Source organism: Lentzea sp. NEAU-D7 (assembly GCF_026242055.1).
Lineage (GTDB): Bacteria > Actinomycetota > Actinomycetes > Mycobacteriales > Pseudonocardiaceae > Lentzea.
This window is the reverse complement of sequence record NZ_JAPJDL010000027.1, coordinates 83,809-103,937: the sequence shown is the minus strand read 5'-3', so window position 1 is coordinate 103,937 and position 20,129 is coordinate 83,809. Positions and strand designations below refer to the sequence as shown.

The following is a 20,129-nucleotide window of genomic DNA, read 5'->3' as shown; positions in this document are numbered from 1 at the left end:
ACGACGTGTTCTCCACGCTTTCCGACCGGCTGACCACGGTTCTCCAGGGCCTTCGCGGCAAGGGCCGGCTCAGCGACGCCGACATCGACGCGACCGCCCGCGAGATCAGGGTCGCCCTGCTCGAGGCCGACGTCGCGCTGCCCGTTGTGCGCAACTTCATCGCGAAGGTGAAGGAACGCGCCAAGGGAGCCGAGGTCCACCAGGCGCTGAACCCGGCGCAGCAGGTCGTGAAGATCGTCAACGAGGAGCTCGTCAACGTCCTCGGTGGCGAGACCCGCAGGCTGAACCTCGCGAAGAACCCGCCCTCGGTGATCATGCTGGCGGGTCTGCAGGGTGCCGGCAAGACGACGCTCGCGGGCAAGCTGGCCAAGTGGCTCAAGGGCCAGGGCCACACCCCGCTGCTGATCGCCGCCGACCTGCAGCGCCCGAACGCGGTGACGCAGCTCCAGGTCGTCGGTGAGCGCGCGGGCGTGCCCGTCTTCGCCCCCGAGCCCGGCAACGGCGTGGGCAACCCCGTCGAGGTGTCGCGCCGCGGCATCGAGGAGGCCAAGGCCAAGCAGCACGACATCGTCCTCGTCGACACGGCCGGCCGGCTCGGCGTCGACGAGGAGATGATGCAGCAGGCCATCGACATCCGGGCGGCGGTCAACCCGGACGAGATCCTGTTCGTGGTCGACGCGATGGTCGGTCAGGACGCGATCAACACCGCCACGGCGTTCCGCGACGGCGTCGGCTTCACCGGTGTCGTGCTCACCAAGCTCGACGGCGACGCCCGCGGTGGTGCCGCGCTGTCGGTCCGCGAGGTCACCGGCCAGCCGATCCTCTTCGCGTCCAACGGTGAGAAGCTCGAGGACTTCGACGTCTTCCACCCGGACCGGATGGCGTCGCGCATCCTCGGCATGGGTGACGTCCTCACCCTGATCGAGCAGGCCGAGCAGCACTTCGACCAGGACCAGGCCGAGAAGGCCGCGGCGAAGCTGCACTCCGGTCAGTTGACGCTGGAGGACTTCCTCGAGCAGATGCTCGCGATCCGCAAGATGGGCCCGATCGCGAACCTGCTCGGCATGCTGCCCGGCGCCGGGCAGATGAAGGACCAGCTCGGCATGCTGGACGAGAAGCACCTCGACCGCATCCAGGCGATCATCCGCGGCATGACCCCGGCCGAGCGCGACGACCCCAAGATCATCAACGGCTCCCGCCGGCTGCGCATCGCGAACGGCTCGGGCGTCAAGGTCAGCGACGTCAACGACCTGGTCAACCGCTTCTTCGAGGCCCGCAAGATGATGGCGTCGATGGCCGGCCGGATGGGCTTCGGCGGCGGTGGCGGCAGCAAGACCCGCAAGGGCAAGAAGGGGAAGAAGGGCAAGGGCGGACGCGGCCCGACGCCTCCCAAGGTCAAGGGCGGCTTCCCGCCCGGGATGTTCCCCGGCGGCATGCCCGGCATGCCGCCCGGCGGGATGCCCGACCTGTCGAAGCTCGGCGGCGGCATGAACGAGCTCCCGCCCGGCTTCGACCCGTCGAAGTTCAAGTTCGACGGGGACGACAAGAAGAAGTGACCATGCACCTGCGCGGCGTCGTCCTGCCGGACGGCGAGCCGCGAGACCTGTGGGTCGTCAACGGCCGCGTCCGCACCCGGCCGGTGCCGGGCGCGCAGACCGTCGTCGACGGCGGGTTCCTCGTGCCGGGCCTGGTCGACGCGCACTGCCACGTCGGCCTGGGCCCCCAGGGCGGCGTCGAGCTGCCCGAGGCCGTCGAGCAGGCGATCACCGACCGCGACGCGGGCACGTTGCTGATCCGCGACTGCGGCTCACCGATCGACACGACGCCGTTGCAGGAGCGCCTGGACCTGCCGCGGATCATCCGCGCGGGCAAGCACATCTCCCGGCCGAAGCGCTACATCCCGCACATCAGCGTGGAGGTCGAGTCCGACCTGGCGACGGCGGTGGCCGAGCAGGCCGCGTACGGCGACGGCTGGGTCAAGCTCGTCGGCGACTGGATCGACCGCGGCGAGGGCGACCTCGCTCCACTGTGGACGGACGACGAGCTGGCCGGGGCCATCAAGGTCGCCCACGAGGCCGGCGCGAAGGTCACGGCCCACGTGTTCGGCGAGGACGCGCTGCCGGGCCTGATCAACGCGGGCATCGACTGCATCGAGCACGGCACCGGCCTGACCGACGACACCATCTCGCTGATGGCCGCACGCGGCACGGCGCTGGTGCCCACGCTGATCAACATCGAGACCTTCCCCGGCATCGCCGAGAAGGCCGGCAAGTACCCGAAGTACGCGAACCACATGCGCGACCTGCACGCGCGCGTCTCCACCACGGTGGCGTCCGCGATCGAGGCGGGCGTCCCGGTCTACGCGGGCACCGACGCGGGCGGTGGCATCCGGCACGGCCGCATCGTCGACGAGATCGTCGCGCTGCACGGCGTGGGGATGAGCGCTGTGGACGCCATCGGCGCCGCGTCGTGGGGTGCCCGCGAGTGGCTCGGCTTCCCGTCGCTGACCGAGGGCGCGGCCGCGGACATCGTCGTCTACGACGAGGACCCGCGGGAGAACCTGGAGACTCTCCGGTCGCCGCGCATGGTCATGCTCCGGGGCCGCATCCACTAGGCGTGCTGGGCCAGTGCGCCCACCTGGTACGAGCCACCCTTCTGGCGCGTGATGACGGCCATCCGGTTGGCGGCGTTGATCAGCCCGAGCAGGCAGACCAGCGCCGCGACCTGCTCGTCGTCGAAGTGCTTGCGCACGGCTGCCCAGGTCTCGTCGCTCACGCCCTCCCGCGTGAGCAGGGTGCCTTCCTCGGTGAACGCCAGCGCGGCCTGCTCGGCCTCGGTGAACACCGTCGTCTCGCGCCAGCCGGCCACCAGGTGCAGCCGCAGCGGGTCCTCGCCCGCCGCGATGGCCTCCTTGACGTGCATGTCGAGGCAGAAGCCGCAGCCGTTCAACTGGCTCGCCCGCAGGCTGACCAGTTCCGCGGTGGTGGCGGGCAGCGACGTCTGGTGCACGGCCTGGCCGAGGCCCGCGAACCGCTTAGCGATCTTGCTGCCGGTCTCCGTGCCGAAGAGGTCGAAGCGCGGTTCCATGATGTTTCCTCCCTCGTGGACTTGCTTGACGACCACGAGATGCCGGCGACCCGTTCCGTGTGACTGTGATCCGGCCCACTGTCACAAAGCCCGCCCGCCTGGTGTCTTGTGACCATGGATGCCGCCACCGACGCGTTCGTCAGCCACCGCAACCTGCTCTTCACGATCGCCTACGAGATGCTCGGCTCCGCCGCAGACGCGGAGGACGTGCTGCAGGAGACGTGGCTGCGCTGGGCGGGCGTCGACCACGGCACCGTCGAGAACGACCGCGCCTACCTGGTCCGGATCGTCACCCGCCAGGCCCTCGGCCGCCTGCGCACCCTGGGCCGCCGCAAGGAGTCCTACGTGGGCTCCTGGCTGCCGGAGCCGTTGCTCACCGCCCCGGACGTCGCCGAGGACGTCGAACTCGCCGACAGCGTCTCGATGGCGATGATGCTGGTCCTCGAAACCCTCACCCCGACCGAGCGGGCGGTCTTCGTGCTGCGCGAGGTCTTCGACGTGGACTACGACGAGATCGCGGCGGCCCTGGACAAGAACCCGGCCGCCGTCCGCCAGATCGCGCACCGCGCCCGTTCCCACGTGGCCGCCCGCCGTCCGCGTGAGGTCGTGACGCAGGCGGCGTCCCGCGAGGCCCTGGCCGCGTTCCAGCGCGCCACCGAGACGGGAGACCTCCAGGCCCTGCTCGACCTGCTCGCGCCGGACGTCGTGTTCCTCGGCGACGGCGGCGGCGTGAAGCAGGCCGTCCCGCGTCCCGTCGTGGGTTCCTCGAAGGTCGCGCGGATGCTGCTCGGCGGCCTGCTGAAGGTGACCGGCTGGACGAAGGAGCCGGCCCAGGTCAACGGCTGTCCGGCGTTGATCGTGCGGTTCGGCGGCGAGCTCGACACGGTGGTCGCGGTGCGGGTCGAGAACGGGCTGATCAGCGGCCTGTACGCGGTGCGCAACCCGGCCAAGCTCTCGCACATGACCGAGGAGACGACCCTGCGCCGGTGATCAGGACGCGGTCCGGCCCCGCGTCAGGACGTCCGCCGCGGGGGTTTAGTCCCAGGCTTTGTGCGCCGATCCATCCACCAGGAGTAGGACACCCGGCAGGGACCTGATCTGACCATCTTTTGACCAGATGCTCGGCCGGGACTCCGCCGGTGCCGCACAGTAGCCTCGCATTCTGAGGTCCGGCGGCGTCGATCGCGAGGTGGGCTGATCATGAGGGTGGCATTGCCTGCTGTTCCACCGCTGGTAGCCGCGTTGTGACTAAATTGCAGAGCGTGAGTGAGCCGGAATCCGTGAAGCCGAAGCGCGGCTTCATCGAGAGCGTGCGGGACATCAGCCGCAACCCGGAGCCCGAACGGGTCGGCCAGCGTTGGGGATTCGGCGCGTTCCTGCTGGTGGAAGCGGTCTTCATCCTGAGCGCCGTGTTCATCACTGCCGTGGGGGCGAGCTTCGGCGCGACGCTGGAGACCTCGACCTCGCTGGTGCTGGTCGGCTCACTGGTGCCGATCATGCTCGCGGCCGCGGTCGCCGTCCTGATCACGTACGTGCGCGGCAACGGTCCCGTCATCGACCTGCGGCTGAGCCTGACCAAGTCGGACGTCGTCTTCGGTCTCAAGATCGGCGTCATCGGCCTGGTCTTCACCTACGCCGCCGCGACCGTGTGGGCGAAGATCGTCGGCAAGGACAACGCCACGAGCGCCATCGGCGAGCTCTTCAGCAACGCGAACCTGCCGCTGGCCGCCGCGATCACGATGTTCCTCTACATGAGCTTCATCGGCCCGATCTGCGAGGAGATCATCTTCCGCGGGCTGCTCTGGGGCGCGGTCGAGCGGCAGGGCTGGAGCAGGTGGGCGGCGTTCGTGCTGACCACGGTGATCTTCGCGCTCAGCCACCTCGAACCGCAGCGCACCTGGCTGCTCCTCGTGATCGCCATCCCCATCGGCGTCGCCCGCCTGATCACCCGGAGCCTCGGGGCGAGCATGGTGGCGCACGTGCTGAACAACTTCCTGCCCGGCCTGTCCCTCCTGCTGCTGTCGGTCGGTGTCATCTGATGGACCTGAACAGCGACCTCGGCGAGGGCTTCGGCATCTGGAAACTCGGCGACGACGCCGCGCTGCTGGGCGTCATCACCAGTGCGAACGTCGCGTGCGGCTTCCACGCCGGTGATCCGTCCACGATGCGCAAGGTCTGCGAGGAAGCCGCGAAGAACGGCGTGAAGATCGGCGCCCAGGTGAGCTACCGCGACCTGGCCGGGTTCGGCCGGCGGTTCATCGACGCCGACCCGGTCGAGCTGGCGGACGAGGTGCTCTACCAGATCGGCGCGCTCGATGCGTGCGCACGAGCAGCAGGCACCGAGGTCGTGTACGTGAAGCCGCACGGCGCGCTCTACAACGCCACGGTGCACCACGAGAAGCAGGCCGAGGCGGTCGTGAACGGCACCAAGGCGTTCAAGGACCTGCCGATCCTCGGCCTGCCCGGCTCCCAGCTGCTGGAGAAGGCCTCGCGAGCGGGCTTGAGGCCCGTCCAGGAGGCGTTCGCCGACCGCGGCTACACGCCGGAGGGCACGCTGGTCCCGCGCAGCCGGCCGGACGCGCTGCTCACCGACACCGCGCAGATCGTCGAACGGGCCACCCGGCTGCTGCAGGGCGAGCTCGTCGCGGTCGACGGCACGGTCATCAAGACGCGGGCGGAGTCGTTGTGCGTGCACGGCGACACGCCAGGAGCGGTTGCTCACGCGCGTGCGGTGAAGGAAGCGCTCGGCACCGTGTCACCGTTCGCGTAGGACCCGATTCGGATCCGCCGGTTCCCGTCTGGCACAATTGCCCGCTGTCCGTCGTGGTCGGCCCCTCTGCCCGGGCCACGACTGTGCGAACCACCAACACAGAGTTCGAGGAGTACAAGGCCGATGGCCGTCAAGATCAAGCTTCAGCGTCTCGGCAAGATCCGCCAGCCGTACTACCGCATCGTGGTCGCCGACGCGCGCACCCGTCGCGACGGCAAGGCCATCGAGACGATCGGCAAGTACCACCCGAAGGACGAGCCGTCGTTCATCGCGGTCGACTCCGAGCGCGCGCAGTACTGGCTGGGTGTCGGCGCGCAGCCGACCGAGTCGGTCCAGCGGATCCTCGAGATCACCGGTGACTGGCAGAAGTTCAAGGGCCTGCCGGGCGCCGAGGGCACCCTGAAGGTCAAGGAGCCGAAGACGTCGAAGGCCGACCTGTTCGCCGCCGCTCTGGCCGCCGCGAACGAGGAGCCGATGACCGACGCCACCACGCCGAAGGCGAAGAAGGCCAAGAAGGCCGACGACGCCCCCAAGGCTGAGGCCGAGGCGCCCAAGGACGAGGCGTGAGTTTGTTGGCTGACGCCCTCGAACACCTCGTTCGCGGCATCGTCGACCACCCGGACGACGTCCGGGTGAACCTCGTCACGACCCGCCGCGGCCGCACCCTCGAGGTCCACGTCCACCCGGACGACCTCGGCAAGGTGATCGGTCGTGGCGGTCGCACCGCGACGGCTCTGCGCACCGTGATGGCCGGTATCGGCGGTCGTGGTGTGCGGGTCGACGTCGTCGACACCGACCGCTGAACGAAGCTGCAAAGGGCACATGGACGTCGTCGTCGGCCGCGTGGCCAAGGCGCACGGGATCACCGGTGAACTGGCCGTTGACGTGCGCACTGATTCACCCGAAATGCGGTTCGCGCTAGGAGCCACGCTCCAGGCGAAGCTGCGTGACGGCACGTCCCGAAGCCTCACCGTGTCAGCCGCCCGGCCTCATGCCGGGCGGCTGCTCGTGCGTTTCGAGGAAGTCGTGACGCGCGACGTCGCGGAGTCGTTGCGCGGCACGTTGCTGCTGGGCAGCACCGACGACCTGCCGGCGATCGACGACCCCGACGAGTTCTACGACCACGAGCTCGAAGGGCTCGCGGCCGAACTCGTCGACGGCACGAAGATCGGCACGGTCAAGGAGGTCCTGCACGGGCCCGGTGGCGAACTGCTCGTGGTCATCCGCGACCAGGGCGAGGCGCTCATCCCGTTCGTGCGCGAGATCGTGCCCACCGTGGACGTGCGCGGCGGTCGCGTCGTGATCGACCCGCCAGAGGGCCTGCTCGATGCAGATTGACGTCGTCACGATCTTTCCCGAGTACCTCGCGCCGCTGCGCGCGGCGTTGCTCGGCAAGGCGATCGACAAGGGCCTGATCAGCGTCGGCGTGCACGACCTCCGCGACTGGACCCAGGACGTGCACAAGGCTGTCGACGACAGCCCGTACGGCGGTGGGCCCGGCATGGTCATGAAGGCCGACATCTGGGGTCCCGCCCTGGACGACGTGTGCACGGACGAGACGCGTCTCATCGTGCCGACGCCGGCCGGGCGTCCGTTCACGCAGGCGGTCGCACACGAGTACGCGAACGAGTCGCACCTCGTGTTCGCGTGCGGTCGCTACGAAGGCATTGACCAGCGTGTGGTCGATGACGCCGCACGGCGCGTCCGCGTCGACGAGGTGTCCATCGGCGACTACGTCCTGGTCGGTGGTGAGGTGGCGGTGCTCGCGATCGTGGAAGCGGTCGCGCGGTTGCTGCCTGGGGTGCTCGGCAACCCGAAGTCGCACGCCGAGGACTCGTTCCAGGACGGGCTGCTCGAAGGGCCGAGCTACACGCGGCCCGAGGTGTGGCGCGACCTGGCGGTGCCGGAGGTGCTGCGGTCCGGCAACCACCGGCTGATCCACCGCTGGCGCCGTGACCAGTCACTCGCCAGAACCTTCAAAAGGCGTCCTGACCTGCTGGAATCTCTGCCGGCGGACGCGTTCGACAAGCACGACCGCGCCCTGCTCGCGCGCCTGCGCGAGGGCGGGGAGTAGCCCGATTTCGTTCCGGAGTGCCTGGTCTGGCACACTGGAACAGTTGCCGAAGCCGGTGTGATACCGGCGTGCGCACACAAGCCGACCCCCATCATGTCGTGCACAGCCATGGAGCATGCTCTGGGGAGTTCAAGACACGTGAGGAACCACCGATGAACATCCTGGACGCACTTGACGCCCAGTCGCTGCGCACTGACATCCCGGCCTTCCGCGCCGGTGACACGCTGAAGGTCCACGTCCGCGTCATCGAGGGCTCGCGCGAGCGCGTCCAGGTGTTCCAGGGCGTCGTGATCCGTCGCCAGGGCGGCGGCATCCGTGAGACCTTCACGGTCCGCAAGGTCTCGTTCGGCGTCGGCGTCGAGCGCACCTTCCCGGTGCACTCCCCGAACATCTCCGAGGTCGAGGTCGTCACCCGCGGTGACGTGCGTCGCGCCAAGCTGTACTACCTGCGCGACCTGCGCGGCAAGGCCGCCAAGATCAAGGAGAAGCGCGAGGCCCGTCCGGTCTCCTGATCGGTGGCTTCGAGCCCAGAAGACTTCGAGGACGCCTCCGCACCGGATGAACCGGAGCGGGGGCGTACTCCTGTCTGGAGAGAAGTCCTCTACGTCGTTCTGACGGCCGTCGTGCTGACGGTCCTGATCCAGGCGTTCGTGGCGCGGGTCTACGTGATCCCCTCGGCGTCGATGGAGAACACGCTGCACGGCTGCACCGGCTGCGAGAACGACCGCGTGCTGGTCGACAAGCTCACCTACGACTTCAGCGACATCGAGCCCGGCGAGGTCGTCGTGTTCCGCGGCCCCGAGGCGTGGACGTCGACCGACTTCCGCGGCACCCGGTCCACCAACCCCGTCGCGGGTTTCGTGCAGCACATCGGATCGCTGCTGGGTGTCGCCCCGGCGAACGAGCGCGACTTCGTGAAGCGCGTGATCGCGTTGCCCGGCCAGACGGTGATGTGCTGCGACGAGCAGCACCGTGTCGTTGTGGACGGCAGACCGCTCGACGAGCCGTACGTGCATTGGCAGGCAGGCACTTCGCCCGCCGACCACGAGCCGTTCGCGCCGGTGCGCGTACCGGATGGACGGTTGTTCGTGATGGGGGACAACCGGATGAACTCCACCGACTCGCGCAAACAGGGCGGTGGGGGCGTAGCGGGCACCGTGCCGGTCGAGAACGTCATCGGGAAGGCCCGGTACGTCGTTTTCCCGAAAGATCGGTGGAGTGTTGTGTCGGATCACAACCCCCAGCCCCTAGGCTGATCTCGTGGTCGACGACGCTCCAGAGCAGAACCCTCCCGCTGACGAGCCCAGTTCGGATGCTTCGGACAAGCCCGCGAAGCAGAAGAAAAAGGGCAACTTCTGGAAGGAACTGCCCGTCCTCATCCTGGTCGCGTTCGGCCTCGCGATCGGCATCCAGGTCTTCCTCGGCCGCGTCTACATGATCCCGTCCGAGTCGATGGAGACGACGCTGCACGGGTGCACCGACTGCTACGGCGACCGGGTGCTCGTCGACAAGGTCACCTTCCGCTTCACCGATCCGGCGCCGGGCGACGTGATCGTGTTCCGCGGGCCGCCGTCGTGGCAGAACGACTTCGTCTCCGCCGAGCCGGGCAACCCGGTCTCGGAGGCGTTGTCGTGGCTCGGCTCGCTGGTCGGGCTGCCGTCGGCGAACGAGGAGGACTTCGTCAAGCGCGTGATCGCCGTCGGCGGGCAGACCGTGAAGTGCTGCGACGAGCAGAACCGCGTGACGGTGGACGGCAAGCCGCTCGACGAGCCGTACAAGCACTTCGACGAGGGCACGCCGGCCGAGCAGGAGTCGTTCGAGGAGATCAAGATCCCGGACGGGATGCTGTTCGTGCTCGGCGACAACCGCAACCACTCGTGCGACTCGCGCTGCCAGGGCCAGGGCGGGCTCAACGGGCTCGTGCCGGTGGACGACGTGATCGGCAAGGCGCGCGTGATCGTGCTGCCTCCGTCGAGGTGGGGCGGGGTGTCCGACCACAACCCGCAGGTCGTCTCGATGGGTGCGCCGGGCTGGCAGGACAACGTCCCGCTGGGGCTCGGTATCGTCGGCGCGTGGCCTCTTCTGCTGCTCGGGCGTCGCGTGCGAGACCGATTCCGCCGATGACCATGCTGATGCCGCCCCGCGCGGTGGTGCGGGGCTCCGCGGGGAACTGGGCGTTGCAGAGCACCCTGGAGCGCCGCGGCCTGGGTCCCGTCGCCGGCGTGGACGAGGCCGGTCGCGGGCCGTGCGCCGGGCCGCTGGTGATCGCCGCGTGCGTCCTTCGACCGGGTGATGCTTCGCGGTTCGAAGGGCTGAACGACTCGAAGCTGATGACGGCGGCGGCACGCGATCGGATGTACGACCTGGTGCTCAAGCGTGCGCTCGATCACTCGGTGGTGGTGGTTCCGCCCGCCGACATCGACTGGCTGGGCATCCACGTCATGAACATCGAGGGCATGCGGCGTGCCGTGGCGCAGATGGAGACGCATCCGGGGTACGTGCTGACGGACGGCTTCAAGGTGCCGGGAATGCCCGCGCCGAGCGTGGCGGTGCTCAAGGGGGACCAGGCCGCGGCGTGCGTGGCGGCGGCATCGGTGCTGGCCAAGGTCACGCGGGACCGGATCATGGCGGATCTGCATGATCGTCATCCCGAGTACGGTTTCAACGTGCACAAGGGCTACTGCACACCCGACCACACGGCTGCGTTGATGGAACACGGGCCGTGTGCGGAGCATCGCTGGTCGTATGTAAATGTGGCAGCGGCAGCTGCCAGGCACGGTCTCGCCGCGCCGCACAGGGTGGCGCGCGGCACAACCGCGCAGGCCGTGGTCCAGAATGATGCAACCCCGGCTGACGCCGGGGAGCTCGCGACGAGTGAGGGCGCGGAGCAGATGACCCGCGCGGAGGCGTAATGAGTGCAGAGGATCTCGAGAAGTACGAGACCGAGATGGAGCTGTCGCTGTACAAGGAGTACCGCGACATAGTCAGCCAGTTCTCGTTCGTCGTGGAGACCGAACGGCGTTTCTACCTGGCCAACTCGGTGGACGTGCAGGTGCGCAACGCCGACGGCGAGGTGTACTTCGAGGTGCGCATGTCGGATGCATGGGTGTGGGACATGTACCGCCCTGCAAGGTTCGTCAAGAACGTTCGTGTCATCACGTTCAAGGACGTGAACGTGGAGGAGCTGGACAAGCCGGATCTCCGGCTGCCGGAGAGCGGCCCTTTCCCCAGCTGAAAGAGGAGTGACCCGAAACGTTGGCGGTGCCGTCCGCGGTACCGCGATGAGCCCGTGCGGCCGCGGATTCTCACGGCGGCGTTTCGGGCCACGCTCCTAGCACACCCCACCGACGATTCCGTCGGTTCAAGATCTACAACGGCTGACTTGTCCACAGCCGCCGAGTTGTCCACAGATTCCCCGCGGCCCGGTCGCCCACCCCGTCCCGCCCTGCAAGGTCGTGTCCAACGACCCGCAGGGAGGCGAGGGCAGTGGTGGCACAGGCACTGGTCGGGACCAGGCAGCAGGAGATGGGGCGCCAGGGCGAGGACCTGGCGTGCAGGTACCTGGAGGGGCAGGGCCTGGTCGTCCTGTCGCGGAACTGGACGTGCCGCGACGGTGAGCTCGACGTCGTGGCCGTGGAGGGCGACCGCCTGGTCGTCTGCGAGGTCAAGACGAGGTCCGGTCCGGCCTGGGGCCGCCCGGACGAGGCCGTCGACCAGCGCAAGCTCTCCCGTCTGCGCCGCACGGCCTTGCGCTGGCTCGCGTCGCACGGCGTCGGCTGGTGCAACGTCCGCGTCGACCTGATCTCGGTCACCTGGCCCTCCTCCGGCGAGCCGCGCCTGCAGCACCTGCGGGGAGCCTGAGATGGGCTTGGCACAGGCCTGGTCCGTCGCCCTCCACGGCGTCGACGGCATCGCGGTCGAGATAGAGGCCGACGTGGGAGTGGGCCAGCCCCGCACCCACCTCCTCGGGTTGCCCGACGCGTCGTTGCACGAGTCGAAGGAGCGGGTGAAGGCCGCCGTCCGCAACAGCGAGGAGGAGTGGCCGAAGCAGCGCATCGTGCTGGGCCTGTCCCCGGCGAACCTGCCCAAGGGCGGCAGCAGCTACGACCTGGCCATCGCCTGCGCCACCCTCGCCGCAGCCGGCTCGATCCCGTGCGAACGTCTGGCCACCACCGTCCTGCTGGGTGAACTGGCCCTGGACGGCCGCGTCCGCGCGGTCCGAGGCACGCTGCCCGCCCTGCTCGCGGCCCGCCGTGCGGGCCTCAAGACTGCGATCGTCCCGGTGGACGTCCTGCCGGAGGCGGCCCTGGTCGACGGCATCGACCTCCACGGCGCCCAGACCCTCGCCGAGGTGCTGGCGTGGCTCCGCGGCGAGCCCGTGCCGCTGCACCCGCCGCCGCAGCCGGCCGCCCCGCCGCTCCCGGCCGCCCCGGACCTGGCCGACGTCGTGGGCCAGCCAGAGGCCCGCTGGGCCCTGGAGGTGGCCGCGGCGGGCGCCCACCACCTCCTGCTGACGGGCCCGCCGGGCACCGGCAAGACGATGCTGGCCGAACGCCTCCCGGGCCTCCTCCCACCGCTGACACGCGAGGAGTCGCTGGCGGTGACCGCCGTCCACTCGGTAGCGGGCGTCCTCTCCTCCGGCTACCCCCTCGTGGCCAGTCCGCCGTTCGTCAACGTCCACCACACGACGTCGATGGCGGCCCTGATCGGCGGCGGCAGCGGCATGGCGAAGCCAGGCGCCGCCTCCCGCGCCCACAAGGGCGTCCTGTTCCTGGACGAGGCCTGCGAGTTCGGCCAGAAGACCATCGACGCCCTCCGCACGGCCCTGGAGGAGGGCGAGGTCCGCATCCCCCGCCGAGACGGCATAGCCCGCTACCCGGCCCGCTTCCAGCTGATCCTCGCCACCAACCCGTGCCCCTGCGCCCCACCGAAGGAGACGGACTGCATCTGCACCTCGACAGTCCGCCGCCGCTACCAGTCCCGCCTCTCCGGCCCCCTGCTCGACCGAGTGGACCTGAGGGTCCGCATGAGGGCGACGACCGCCATGGCGAACGCGGACGCCACTCCACCAGAACCAACGGCGGTGGTCAGAGCCAGAGTCCTGAAAGCCAGAACCAGGGCTGCCACCCGCTGGTCAGCCCACGGCCACACCTGGCCGGCGAACGCCCTGGTGCCAGGCCCGGCCCTGCGCAAGGAGTTCGCACTCCCCAGGCAGACAACGGCCCTCCTGGACCGAGCCCTGGCCCTGGGCGCCCTGACGGGCCGAGGAGCAGACCGCTGCCTCCGCGTCGCCTGGACCCTCGCCGACCTGGCAGAGGCCGACCGCCCAACCCAGGACCACGTAGCCGCAGCCCTCCACTTCCGAGAACGCCGAGCCCCCTGACCCAGCCCTTCCTCGGCCCCTGACCCGCAGCCCAGGCCGTTCCACAACGGCCCTCGCCTCCAGAGCCAGCAGCCCGCGCCCGACAGCGCTTCCTCAACAGCCCTGGCCTCCGACGCCCACAGCCTCGTTTCTGAGCTGCTGCTCCTGGAGCGTTTGACCTCCGAAGTGCCCTACCCCGATCCGCCGGTCGCGGAGCTTCAACGCCCCGACTCCGCGTCCGGCCCAGCAGAGCGGGTGCTCGCCCCGTGCGGGCACCCGCTCACCTGCCCGCCGTCTCCGCCCAACGTGTCCATGCCCGCCACCGTGCTCCTGCTCGCTCCGTCCTGGGCCAAGCCCTTGGCGTGTGAGCCACCTGGACTCGGCCTGCCCCATGCCGCCGGGCGCGGAGCCCCACTCCCGCTCCGCGCCCGGCACCGACCCACCGACCCACCGAGACGTTCGGGCGTCTGTCCCAACCCAGGCGCCTGAACTCACCGGACACGAGCCCCGAGCCTCAGCTCGTGCCCGGTTCGGGCGGGTCGCCCGCCTTCCCCAGCGGGTGACCCGCCCACCCCGACCGTCTTCTCGTCCCTCCCGAACCTCATGAACTCCCCAGAACAAGGAGCCCGACCATGTCCCCAAGCCTCATTCCTGCCACGACCTCGATCACCACAGCAGCGGCCGTGGTGCCGTCCCTGCTGTTGCACCTGCAGTGCACAGTGCGGAGGCGTACGTCCGGTGCCAGCCCGCCGAATCCGTGGCGTCCGGAGCCCTGGCAGCGCTGGTTGCCCTGGTGGTGGTTCCGGTGACCACACAGCAGACCGCGCAGGCCAGCGATGCCGTTCGCCTGGCCAGGGCCTACCTGTCTCGCGTCGCGGAGCCCTTCCCGGCGGCGCTCGCCGCGCTGGTCGCCGAGGTCGGGCCCGTTGAGGCCGCGGAGCGGGTGAGGGCCGGCGAAGTTTCGCCGTCGGTGGCCAGTCAGACGTCGGCGCGGCGGGCTGAGGAACACGCCTGCGCAGACCTCGACCTCATCGCCCGGCGCGGCGGGCGGCTGGTCGTTCCCGAGGACGAGGAGTGGCCTCGGTGGCCGTTGCTCGCGCTGGAGAACGTGGCTGCCCGGCGGTGTGGAGGTGAGCCGCTCGCGCTGTGGGTTCGGGGGCCGCACTTCCTGGCCGACGTGCTGGACAAGGCCGTTGCCGTGGTCGGGTCGCGTGCCGCCAGCGGTTACGGCGAGCACGTTGCCGGCGAGTTCGCCTACGGGTTGGCGCTGGCCGGGATGACCGTTGTCTCCGGTGCTGCGTACGGCATCGACGGTGCTGCTCATCGCGGTGCGCTCGGGGCAGGCGGGGTGACGATCGCGGTGCTGGCGTGCGGTGCGGACATCGCTTATCCCGGGGGCCATCAGGGACTGCTCGGCAGGATCTCGCGCGAAGGACTGATCGTCAGCGAGTACCCGCCTGGCGTGACGCCCGCGCGGCATCGGTTCCTCACGCGCAACCGGCTCATCGCCGCGTTGGGCGGTGGCACCGTGGTCGTGGAGGCGGGGCGGCGCAGCGGGGCGAAGAACACGGCGGCGATCACGCTCGCGTTGGGCCGGCCGTTGATGGTGGTGCCGGGACCCGTGACGTCGGCCAGTTCGGTCGGTTGTCACGAGTTGTTGCGGGACGGCCACGCGGAGTCAGTGAGTTCGGTGGCGGAGATCGTCGAGTCGGTGGGGCGGTTCGGCGACGACCTCACCACCCGTCCCGCTGAGAAGGAGAGCGACCTCGGCGCACCTCAGGGGGAGGCGATGAGGGTATACGAGGCCCTCGGGAAGCGCAGCGGCGTCAGCGACGAGGCCGTGTCCGTCGAGTCCGGGGTGCCGTTGGACCGGGTCCGGGCGTTGTTGCCCGAACTGGAACTCGCCGGACTCGCATTGCAGGTGGATCAGGGCTGGCAGAAGCTGGAGGTGGGCTGACGTTCGTCCATTGTGGATATTCGCTGCGACTGACCTGCGGTTTCGTCTTCATTGGAGGGAGTTGTCAGCAGTGCGGTGAGTTGTCGCCAGGGTGGGGAAGGCGGTGGTTAGCTGTGAACTTGCCTGTTGTGCGGCTAGTGATCTCGTCGGCTGTCTGGTTGTCGGCGCGGCCCGCCGCCGCTACTCCGAAAGGTGATCTGCAAGTGCCGCCGCACGCGTGCTCGTCACAGGGAGTTGAAACGTTATCGTCACGCCGATCATGAGAGCGCTCCCATATGGCGCGGGGGTGTGGCGATACTTGACCAAACGCCCCGACTGGCGCAGCGTCTTGGCCTATGTCCCCGCCGCCGCATGGTCGGACACGTCGTGTCGACCTCGTTCGCCTGCGCGAAAAACTGCCGGCGACCGTGGAAGGCGTGTTGCGGCAGTACGAACGGCATCTGATGTTGGAGCGTGACCTGTCACCGCACACGGTGCGCGCTTACATCGGTGATGCGGTGGCACTGCTTGACCACGTCGCGGGGAATATCCCGGAAAACGCAGATCTCGGGCGCATAGACCTGGCCAATCTGCGGTCGTGGCTCGCCGCGCAGCACGCCGCAGGTGCGAGCCGCACGACACTTGCGCGGCGCGCAGCTGCTTCGCGCACGTTCACCGCGTGGGCGCATCGAGCAGGGCACATGGCCTCGGATCCGGGGCCACGGCTCGCTGCTCCGCGGCCGCACCGGACGCTGCCTTCGGTGCTGCGCGAGGACCAGGCCAAGGACGCGATGAGGGCCGTATCCTCTGGCGCGTCCCAGGGTGATCCGGTTGCGCTGCGTGATCAGGCCGTGGTGGAGTTGCTGTACGCCACAGGTATCCGCGTGGCCGAGCTCTGTGGGCTTGATCTCGACGACGTGGACTACTCCCTAAGGGTGATTCGAGTTCTGGGCAAAGGTGGTCGCGAGCGCAGCGTTCCGTTCGGCGTGCCTGCCGAGCGTGCGGTGCGGCGATGGGTGGACGAGGGCCGAAACGCCCTGGTAGCACCGGATTCACCGCCCGCGCTGTTCCTCGGAGCCCGCGGTGGCCGGCTGAACCAGCGGGCCGTCAGAACCCTGGTGCACGAGGTCGTCGCCGTGGTACCGGATGCACCGGACATCGGGCCGCACGGGTTGCGCCACTCCGCTGCGACCCATTTGCTGGAAGGAGGAGCGGACCTGCGCACCGTCCAAGAACTGCTTGGTCACGCTACGCTCGCAACGACTCAGCTTTACACACACGTCACTGTCGAACGGCTGAAGGCGATCCATGACCGAACCCACCCCCGTTCCTGACGCCGCAGGGGGAGGATCGCGTACGGCGACCGTGCCCCCTGAACCCGCCCTGCCCGCACCAGTGTCGAAGCAGGCGAGCAACGGGCACCGTCAGAACGGCGCGCCACGCACCGAGGCGACCCCCGAGCCCGGTGCCAACACGCATGTCAACGGCACGCCCGCGGCCGTTCCGACTGCGGTGACGCGCACGGACGTGCGGTCCGGTGACGACGTCGAAGCCGGCATCGTCGCCCTGTGGCGCAGCTACGGCGAGTCCCGCGAGCAGAGCCAGCGCGACCGCCTGGTGCTGCACTACGCGCCGCTGGTCAAGTACGTCGCCGGTCGCGTCGGCACGGGCCTGCCCGCGCACGTGGACGTGGCCGACCTGATCCAGTCCGGCATCTTCGGCCTGGTCGACGCGATCGAGAAGTTCGAGCCGGAACGCGGCCTCAAGTTCGAGACCTACGCCATGCAGCGCATCCGCGGTGCGATCCTCGACGACCTGCGCTCGCAGGACTGGGTGCCGCGCTCGGTCCGCAGCCGGGCCCGCGACGTCGAGCGAGCCCTCGAACGCCTCGGCGCCAAGCTGCAGCGCACGCCCACCGACCGCGAGCTCGCCGCAGAGCTCAAGATCGGCCTGGCCGAACTCCGCGAGCTCTACGGCCAGCTGCAGCTCACCAGCGTCGTCGCCCTCGACGAGCTGATCGCCCCGAACAAGGGCGGCTCCTCCCTGGCGGAGTCGCTGCCCGACGACGCCGCGGAAGACCCGGTGGCGAGCCTCGTCGACCAGGACGGCCGCCGTCAGCTGGCCGACGCGATCGCCCAGCTCGCAGAACGCGACCGCGTGGTCGTGACCCTCTACTACTTCGAGAACCTGACGCTCGCCGAGATCGGCAAGGTGCTCGGCGTGACCGAGTCCAGGGTCTGCCAGCTGCACACCCGCGCAGTCCTGCGCCTGCGCACGAAGCTCAACGAGCAGTCCGAGGCCTGACCGCACCTCGGCCATTCAGCAGCCTGGCGAGCGCCGGGCTGCCGAACGCCCGTACCGGGAAGCTTCCCGGGCCTCACCAAGCCGCTTGAAACCTCCTTTTGCCCGCCGCCAGGCCTAATTCACTCGAACGGGTGGCCTTGGACCTGCTCCAAGCACACCCCGTGCCCACTCGGGCATCGCGCCGAACGCCCTAGCCGCGAGTCGGCCGATCGCCGCACCAGTCCGCCGAGAGCCGAGCCGACGCCGAACCCGGTGGAGTCGCTGTTACGCGGTCGCCGACGGCCCGCGCCCAAAGGCACGGCGATTCGTGAGCGGCCGGTCCACAGCGCCGAGCAGCCGACAGCCACACCAACAATCGGGCAGCAGGCGGACACATCCGCAGGCAGTCGGGCGAAGGGAAGCCTGAACCGGCAGATGAGCGCTCGGCGCCAGGTGGGCGGGAACCTCGGGCGTTTCTGATTGGTGTCGTGGCGACCGCGGCAGACCGGATCGGAGTGCAGGGCCATGCGGACGGATTCGTCGTGACGGTCGCTGTGACGTGCTCCCGGGATGGTCTGGCGGCCGACGTTGACGGCTTCATGCGGGGTCTGGCCAGGCGTTGCCGGCTGCCGTTGTGGTGGCGGCGTGGCTGCCGTCCCCAGCCGAACCGGGGACCGGACTTGCGCAGTGGTGCGGGTGCCCCTTGTGGGGTGCCGTAGCGGCCGCTGCGAGCGGGTCGGCTGTGAGGCAGGCAGGCCGGGAGGCGGCCAGAGTGAGCGGGTGGCCGCCTCCCGGCGCCTGACGGGCGCTGCGGCGGGTGTCGGGGTGCGCCGCTGTCCTGCCGCCCGGGAAGTGGCGGGGAGCGCCCGTGGGAGGCGCCGCGCGGGGTGAGGCGCGGCGTGGCTGGGGTGCGGCTAGGTGGGAGCCGCCAGCGGTAGCAGGCGTACGCGGCCTGAGCTGACCAGGCGGAGCGGGTCCAGGTAGGCGTCGCCCCGGCGGGCGCCCCAGTGCAGGCACGGCGACGGGCAGTGACCCGCTTGGAGGTGGCCGATGACCTCTCCCCGGCGGACGGGGCGGCCCGCGGTGACGGCGGGCGCGATCGGTTCGTAGGTGGTGCGCAGGCCGTTGCGGTGCTGGAGCGACACCAGCGTCCTGGCGGCCACCGCGCCCGCGAAGACGACCGTGGCGTCGCCCGCGGCGAGGACCGGGGTGCCGGGCGGCGCGGAGAGGTCGGCACCCCGGTGACCTGGGCCGAACGGCGAGGCGGGGGCCTCGAAGGCGCGCACCACCGAGTGTGGCGGGGGCAGGGGCCAGGCGAAGCGGTCGGCAGGCGGGCTCAGGAGGGCGGTGAGCAGCAGGGCGGCGGGGAGGAGGGGCATGGGTCAACGGTCGGGCAGGGGGACCCTGGGGGACCAGCGGGTATGCGGAAACTGTGGACAACTCGCCGGTTGTGGACAACTACCCGCGGCGAGGTGGGGGCGATTCGAAGTTTGTCGGGGATGGGGAGTAGACTTTTGGGCGCGTCCCGTCTGTGCGCGGGACGACTTCGCGTGCCAACGCAGATCCGACCGGCTGATCCCAGCAGGGTCGAGTCACGACGTTCGACGGTCCTGACGGTGCAGAGATGCTCCGCGGGTGCGGACGGCGGCAGTGGCACCAGGGCTGAAGGCCTACCGGCCTGAAGCGTCAACCGAACCGACGCGCAAAGGCGAGACCTCGCGCGTCCGACAGATGAGGTGCGAACCGGCCATGGCCGTCGTAACCATGAGGCAGCTGCTCGACAGCGGCGTGCACTTCGGGCATCAGACCCGGCGCTGGAACCCGAAGATGAAGCGTTACATCTTCACCGAGCGCAACGGCATCTACATCATCGACCTGCAGCAGACGCTGACCTACATCGACCGGGCTTTCGAGTTCGTCAAGGAGACGGTCGCGCACGGCGGGTCGATCCTGTTCATCGGCACGAAGAAGCAGGCGCAGGAGGCCATCGCCAACGAGGCGCTCCGCGTCGGCATGCCCTACGTGAACCAGCGCTGGCTGGGCGGCATGCTCACCAACTTCTCGACGGTCCACAAGAGGCTTCAGCGCCTCAAGGAGCTCGAGTCGATGGAGCAGACCGGCGGTTTCCAGGGTTTCACCAAGAAGGAAATCCTGATGATGAACCGCGAGAAGGACAAGCTGGAGCGCACGCTCGGCGGTATCCGCGACATGTCCAAGGTGCCCAGCGCCGTGTGGATCGTGGACACCAAGAAGGAGCACATCGCGGTCGGTGAGGCTCGCAAGCTGAACATCCCGATCGTCGCGATCCTCGACACCAACTGCGACCCGGACGAGGTCGACTACCCGATCCCGGGTAACGACGACGCGATCCGTTCCGCCGCACTGCTGACCAAGGTCGTGGCCGAGGCCGCCGCCGCCGGTCTCATGCAGCGTTCCGGTGCCCGTCGCGACGCCGCCGACGGCCAGGACAAGCCCGAGGTCGCCACCGACGAGCCGCTGGCGGAGTGGGAGCAGGAGCTCCTCACCACCAACTCCGCCGTCGCGACTGAGGCCCCGGCCGAGGCTCCGGCCGAGCAGCCCGTCCAGTCCTGATTTCCCCCACGAGGTGCCCGCGACA

The 20,129-nt window shown here is 69.6% G+C and carries 22 protein-coding genes; 20 read left to right on the top strand and 2 right to left on the bottom strand.

The features are described 5' to 3' along the window. Positions 1–5 precede the first annotated feature (5 nt). Together ffh and ORI60_RS38375 are read left to right on the top strand one after the other, a co-directional pair. On the top strand, positions 6–1,556 hold the full coding sequence (gene ffh / locus ORI60_RS38380) for a signal recognition particle protein (RefSeq protein WP_266042931.1): 1,551 nt from the start codon (positions 6–8) through the stop codon (positions 1,554–1,556). A gap of 2 nt (positions 1,557–1,558) precedes the next feature. After that, a complete protein-coding gene (locus ORI60_RS38375) occupies positions 1,559–2,614 on the top strand; it encodes an amidohydrolase family protein (protein WP_266042930.1) in 1,056 nt (351 codons plus the stop codon). Here ORI60_RS38375 and ORI60_RS38370 read toward each other — a convergent pair. Further along, positions 2,611–3,087: a carboxymuconolactone decarboxylase family protein gene (locus ORI60_RS38370; protein WP_266042929.1), complete on the bottom strand. Its 477-nt coding sequence runs from the start codon at positions 3,085–3,087 to the stop codon at positions 2,611–2,613. The two genes, ORI60_RS38375 and ORI60_RS38370, sit on opposite strands and share 4 nt — an antisense overlap. Before the next feature lie 114 nt (positions 3,088–3,201). Here ORI60_RS38370 and ORI60_RS38365 point away from each other — a divergent pair, with 114 nt between their 5' ends. From ORI60_RS38365 to ORI60_RS38285, 17 genes are all read left to right on the top strand, one after another. Continuing rightward, complete coding sequence (locus tag ORI60_RS38365) at positions 3,202–4,077, top strand: RNA polymerase sigma-70 factor (RefSeq protein ID WP_266042928.1); 876 nt, start codon at positions 3,202–3,204, stop codon at positions 4,075–4,077. A gap of 272 nt (positions 4,078–4,349) precedes the next feature. Further along, the gene (locus ORI60_RS38360; RefSeq protein WP_266042927.1) at positions 4,350–5,126 is read left to right on the top strand and encodes a type II CAAX endopeptidase family protein; all 777 of its coding nucleotides are present in this window, start codon (positions 4,350–4,352) and stop codon (positions 5,124–5,126) included. Further along, positions 5,126–5,857, top strand: coding sequence for a LamB/YcsF family protein (locus ORI60_RS38355; protein WP_266042926.1), 732 nt, complete (start codon positions 5,126–5,128; stop codon positions 5,855–5,857). The genes ORI60_RS38360 and ORI60_RS38355 overlap by 1 nt, the downstream gene beginning before the upstream one ends. A 123-nt stretch (positions 5,858–5,980) precedes the next feature. Beyond that, positions 5,981–6,424: a 30S ribosomal protein S16 gene (rpsP, locus tag ORI60_RS38350; protein ID WP_266042925.1), complete on the top strand. Its 444-nt coding sequence runs from the start codon at positions 5,981–5,983 to the stop codon at positions 6,422–6,424. After that, entirely contained in the window at positions 6,421–6,660 is a 240-nt protein-coding gene (locus tag ORI60_RS38345; protein WP_030468017.1) for an RNA-binding protein, read from the top strand. The genes rpsP and ORI60_RS38345 overlap by 4 nt, the downstream gene beginning before the upstream one ends. 19 nt (positions 6,661–6,679) lie before the next feature. Continuing rightward, complete coding sequence (rimM, locus tag ORI60_RS38340) at positions 6,680–7,195, top strand: ribosome maturation factor RimM (protein ID WP_266042924.1); 516 nt, start codon at positions 6,680–6,682, stop codon at positions 7,193–7,195. After that, positions 7,185–7,931: a tRNA (guanosine(37)-N1)-methyltransferase TrmD gene (trmD, locus tag ORI60_RS38335; RefSeq protein WP_266042923.1), complete on the top strand. Its 747-nt coding sequence runs from the start codon at positions 7,185–7,187 to the stop codon at positions 7,929–7,931. Before rimM ends, trmD begins: the two co-directional genes overlap by 11 nt. 152 nt (positions 7,932–8,083) lie before the next feature. Next, positions 8,084–8,443, top strand: coding sequence for a 50S ribosomal protein L19 (gene rplS, locus ORI60_RS38330; protein WP_086663379.1), 360 nt, complete (start codon positions 8,084–8,086; stop codon positions 8,441–8,443). 111 nt (positions 8,444–8,554) lie between these two features. Further along, positions 8,555–9,187 carry a signal peptidase I gene (gene lepB, locus ORI60_RS38325; protein ID WP_416234559.1) on the top strand — a complete coding sequence of 211 codons (633 nt, stop codon included), beginning with the start codon at positions 8,555–8,557 and terminating at the stop codon, positions 9,185–9,187. A gap of 4 nt (positions 9,188–9,191) precedes the next feature. After that, complete coding sequence (lepB, locus tag ORI60_RS38320; protein WP_266042922.1) at positions 9,192–10,055, top strand: signal peptidase I; 864 nt, start codon at positions 9,192–9,194, stop codon at positions 10,053–10,055. Then, a complete protein-coding gene (locus ORI60_RS38315) occupies positions 10,052–10,843 on the top strand; it encodes a ribonuclease HII (protein WP_266042921.1) in 792 nt (263 codons plus the stop codon). Before lepB (ORI60_RS38320) ends, ORI60_RS38315 begins: the two co-directional genes overlap by 4 nt. Then, entirely contained in the window at positions 10,843–11,166 is a 324-nt protein-coding gene (locus tag ORI60_RS38310; protein ID WP_030479657.1) for a DUF2469 domain-containing protein, read from the top strand. The genes ORI60_RS38315 and ORI60_RS38310 overlap by 1 nt, the downstream gene beginning before the upstream one ends. A 254-nt stretch (positions 11,167–11,420) precedes the next feature. Further along, positions 11,421–11,792 carry a YraN family protein gene (locus tag ORI60_RS38305; protein ID WP_266042920.1) on the top strand — a complete coding sequence of 124 codons (372 nt, stop codon included), beginning with the start codon at positions 11,421–11,423 and terminating at the stop codon, positions 11,790–11,792. A 1-nt stretch (position 11,793) separates the two neighbouring features. Then, positions 11,794–13,314 carry a YifB family Mg chelatase-like AAA ATPase gene (locus ORI60_RS38300; protein ID WP_266042919.1) on the top strand — a complete coding sequence of 507 codons (1,521 nt, stop codon included), beginning with the start codon at positions 11,794–11,796 and terminating at the stop codon, positions 13,312–13,314. Between the two features lie 784 nt (positions 13,315–14,098). After that, positions 14,099–15,250, top strand: coding sequence for a DNA-processing protein DprA (gene dprA, locus ORI60_RS38295; protein ID WP_266042918.1), 1,152 nt, complete (start codon positions 14,099–14,101; stop codon positions 15,248–15,250). A gap of 335 nt (positions 15,251–15,585) precedes the next feature. Then, positions 15,586–16,563 (top strand): tyrosine recombinase XerC, encoded by a 978-nt coding sequence (locus ORI60_RS38290; RefSeq protein WP_266042917.1) that lies wholly within the window; start codon positions 15,586–15,588, stop codon positions 16,561–16,563. Then, entirely contained in the window at positions 16,538–17,533 is a 996-nt protein-coding gene (locus ORI60_RS38285) for a FliA/WhiG family RNA polymerase sigma factor (protein WP_266042916.1), read from the top strand. The genes ORI60_RS38290 and ORI60_RS38285 overlap by 26 nt, the downstream gene beginning before the upstream one ends. An 893-nt stretch (positions 17,534–18,426) precedes the next feature. Here ORI60_RS38285 and ORI60_RS38280 read toward each other — a convergent pair. Continuing rightward, positions 18,427–18,891 (bottom strand): M23 family metallopeptidase, encoded by a 465-nt coding sequence (locus ORI60_RS38280; protein ID WP_266042915.1) that lies wholly within the window; start codon positions 18,889–18,891, stop codon positions 18,427–18,429. A 370-nt stretch (positions 18,892–19,261) separates the two neighbouring features. On the opposite strand from ORI60_RS38280, the gene rpsB reads away from it, so the two are divergent. Beyond that, a complete protein-coding gene (gene rpsB / locus ORI60_RS38275; protein ID WP_266042914.1) occupies positions 19,262–20,104 on the top strand; it encodes a 30S ribosomal protein S2 in 843 nt (280 codons plus the stop codon). The last annotated feature ends 25 nt before the right edge of the window (positions 20,105–20,129 follow it).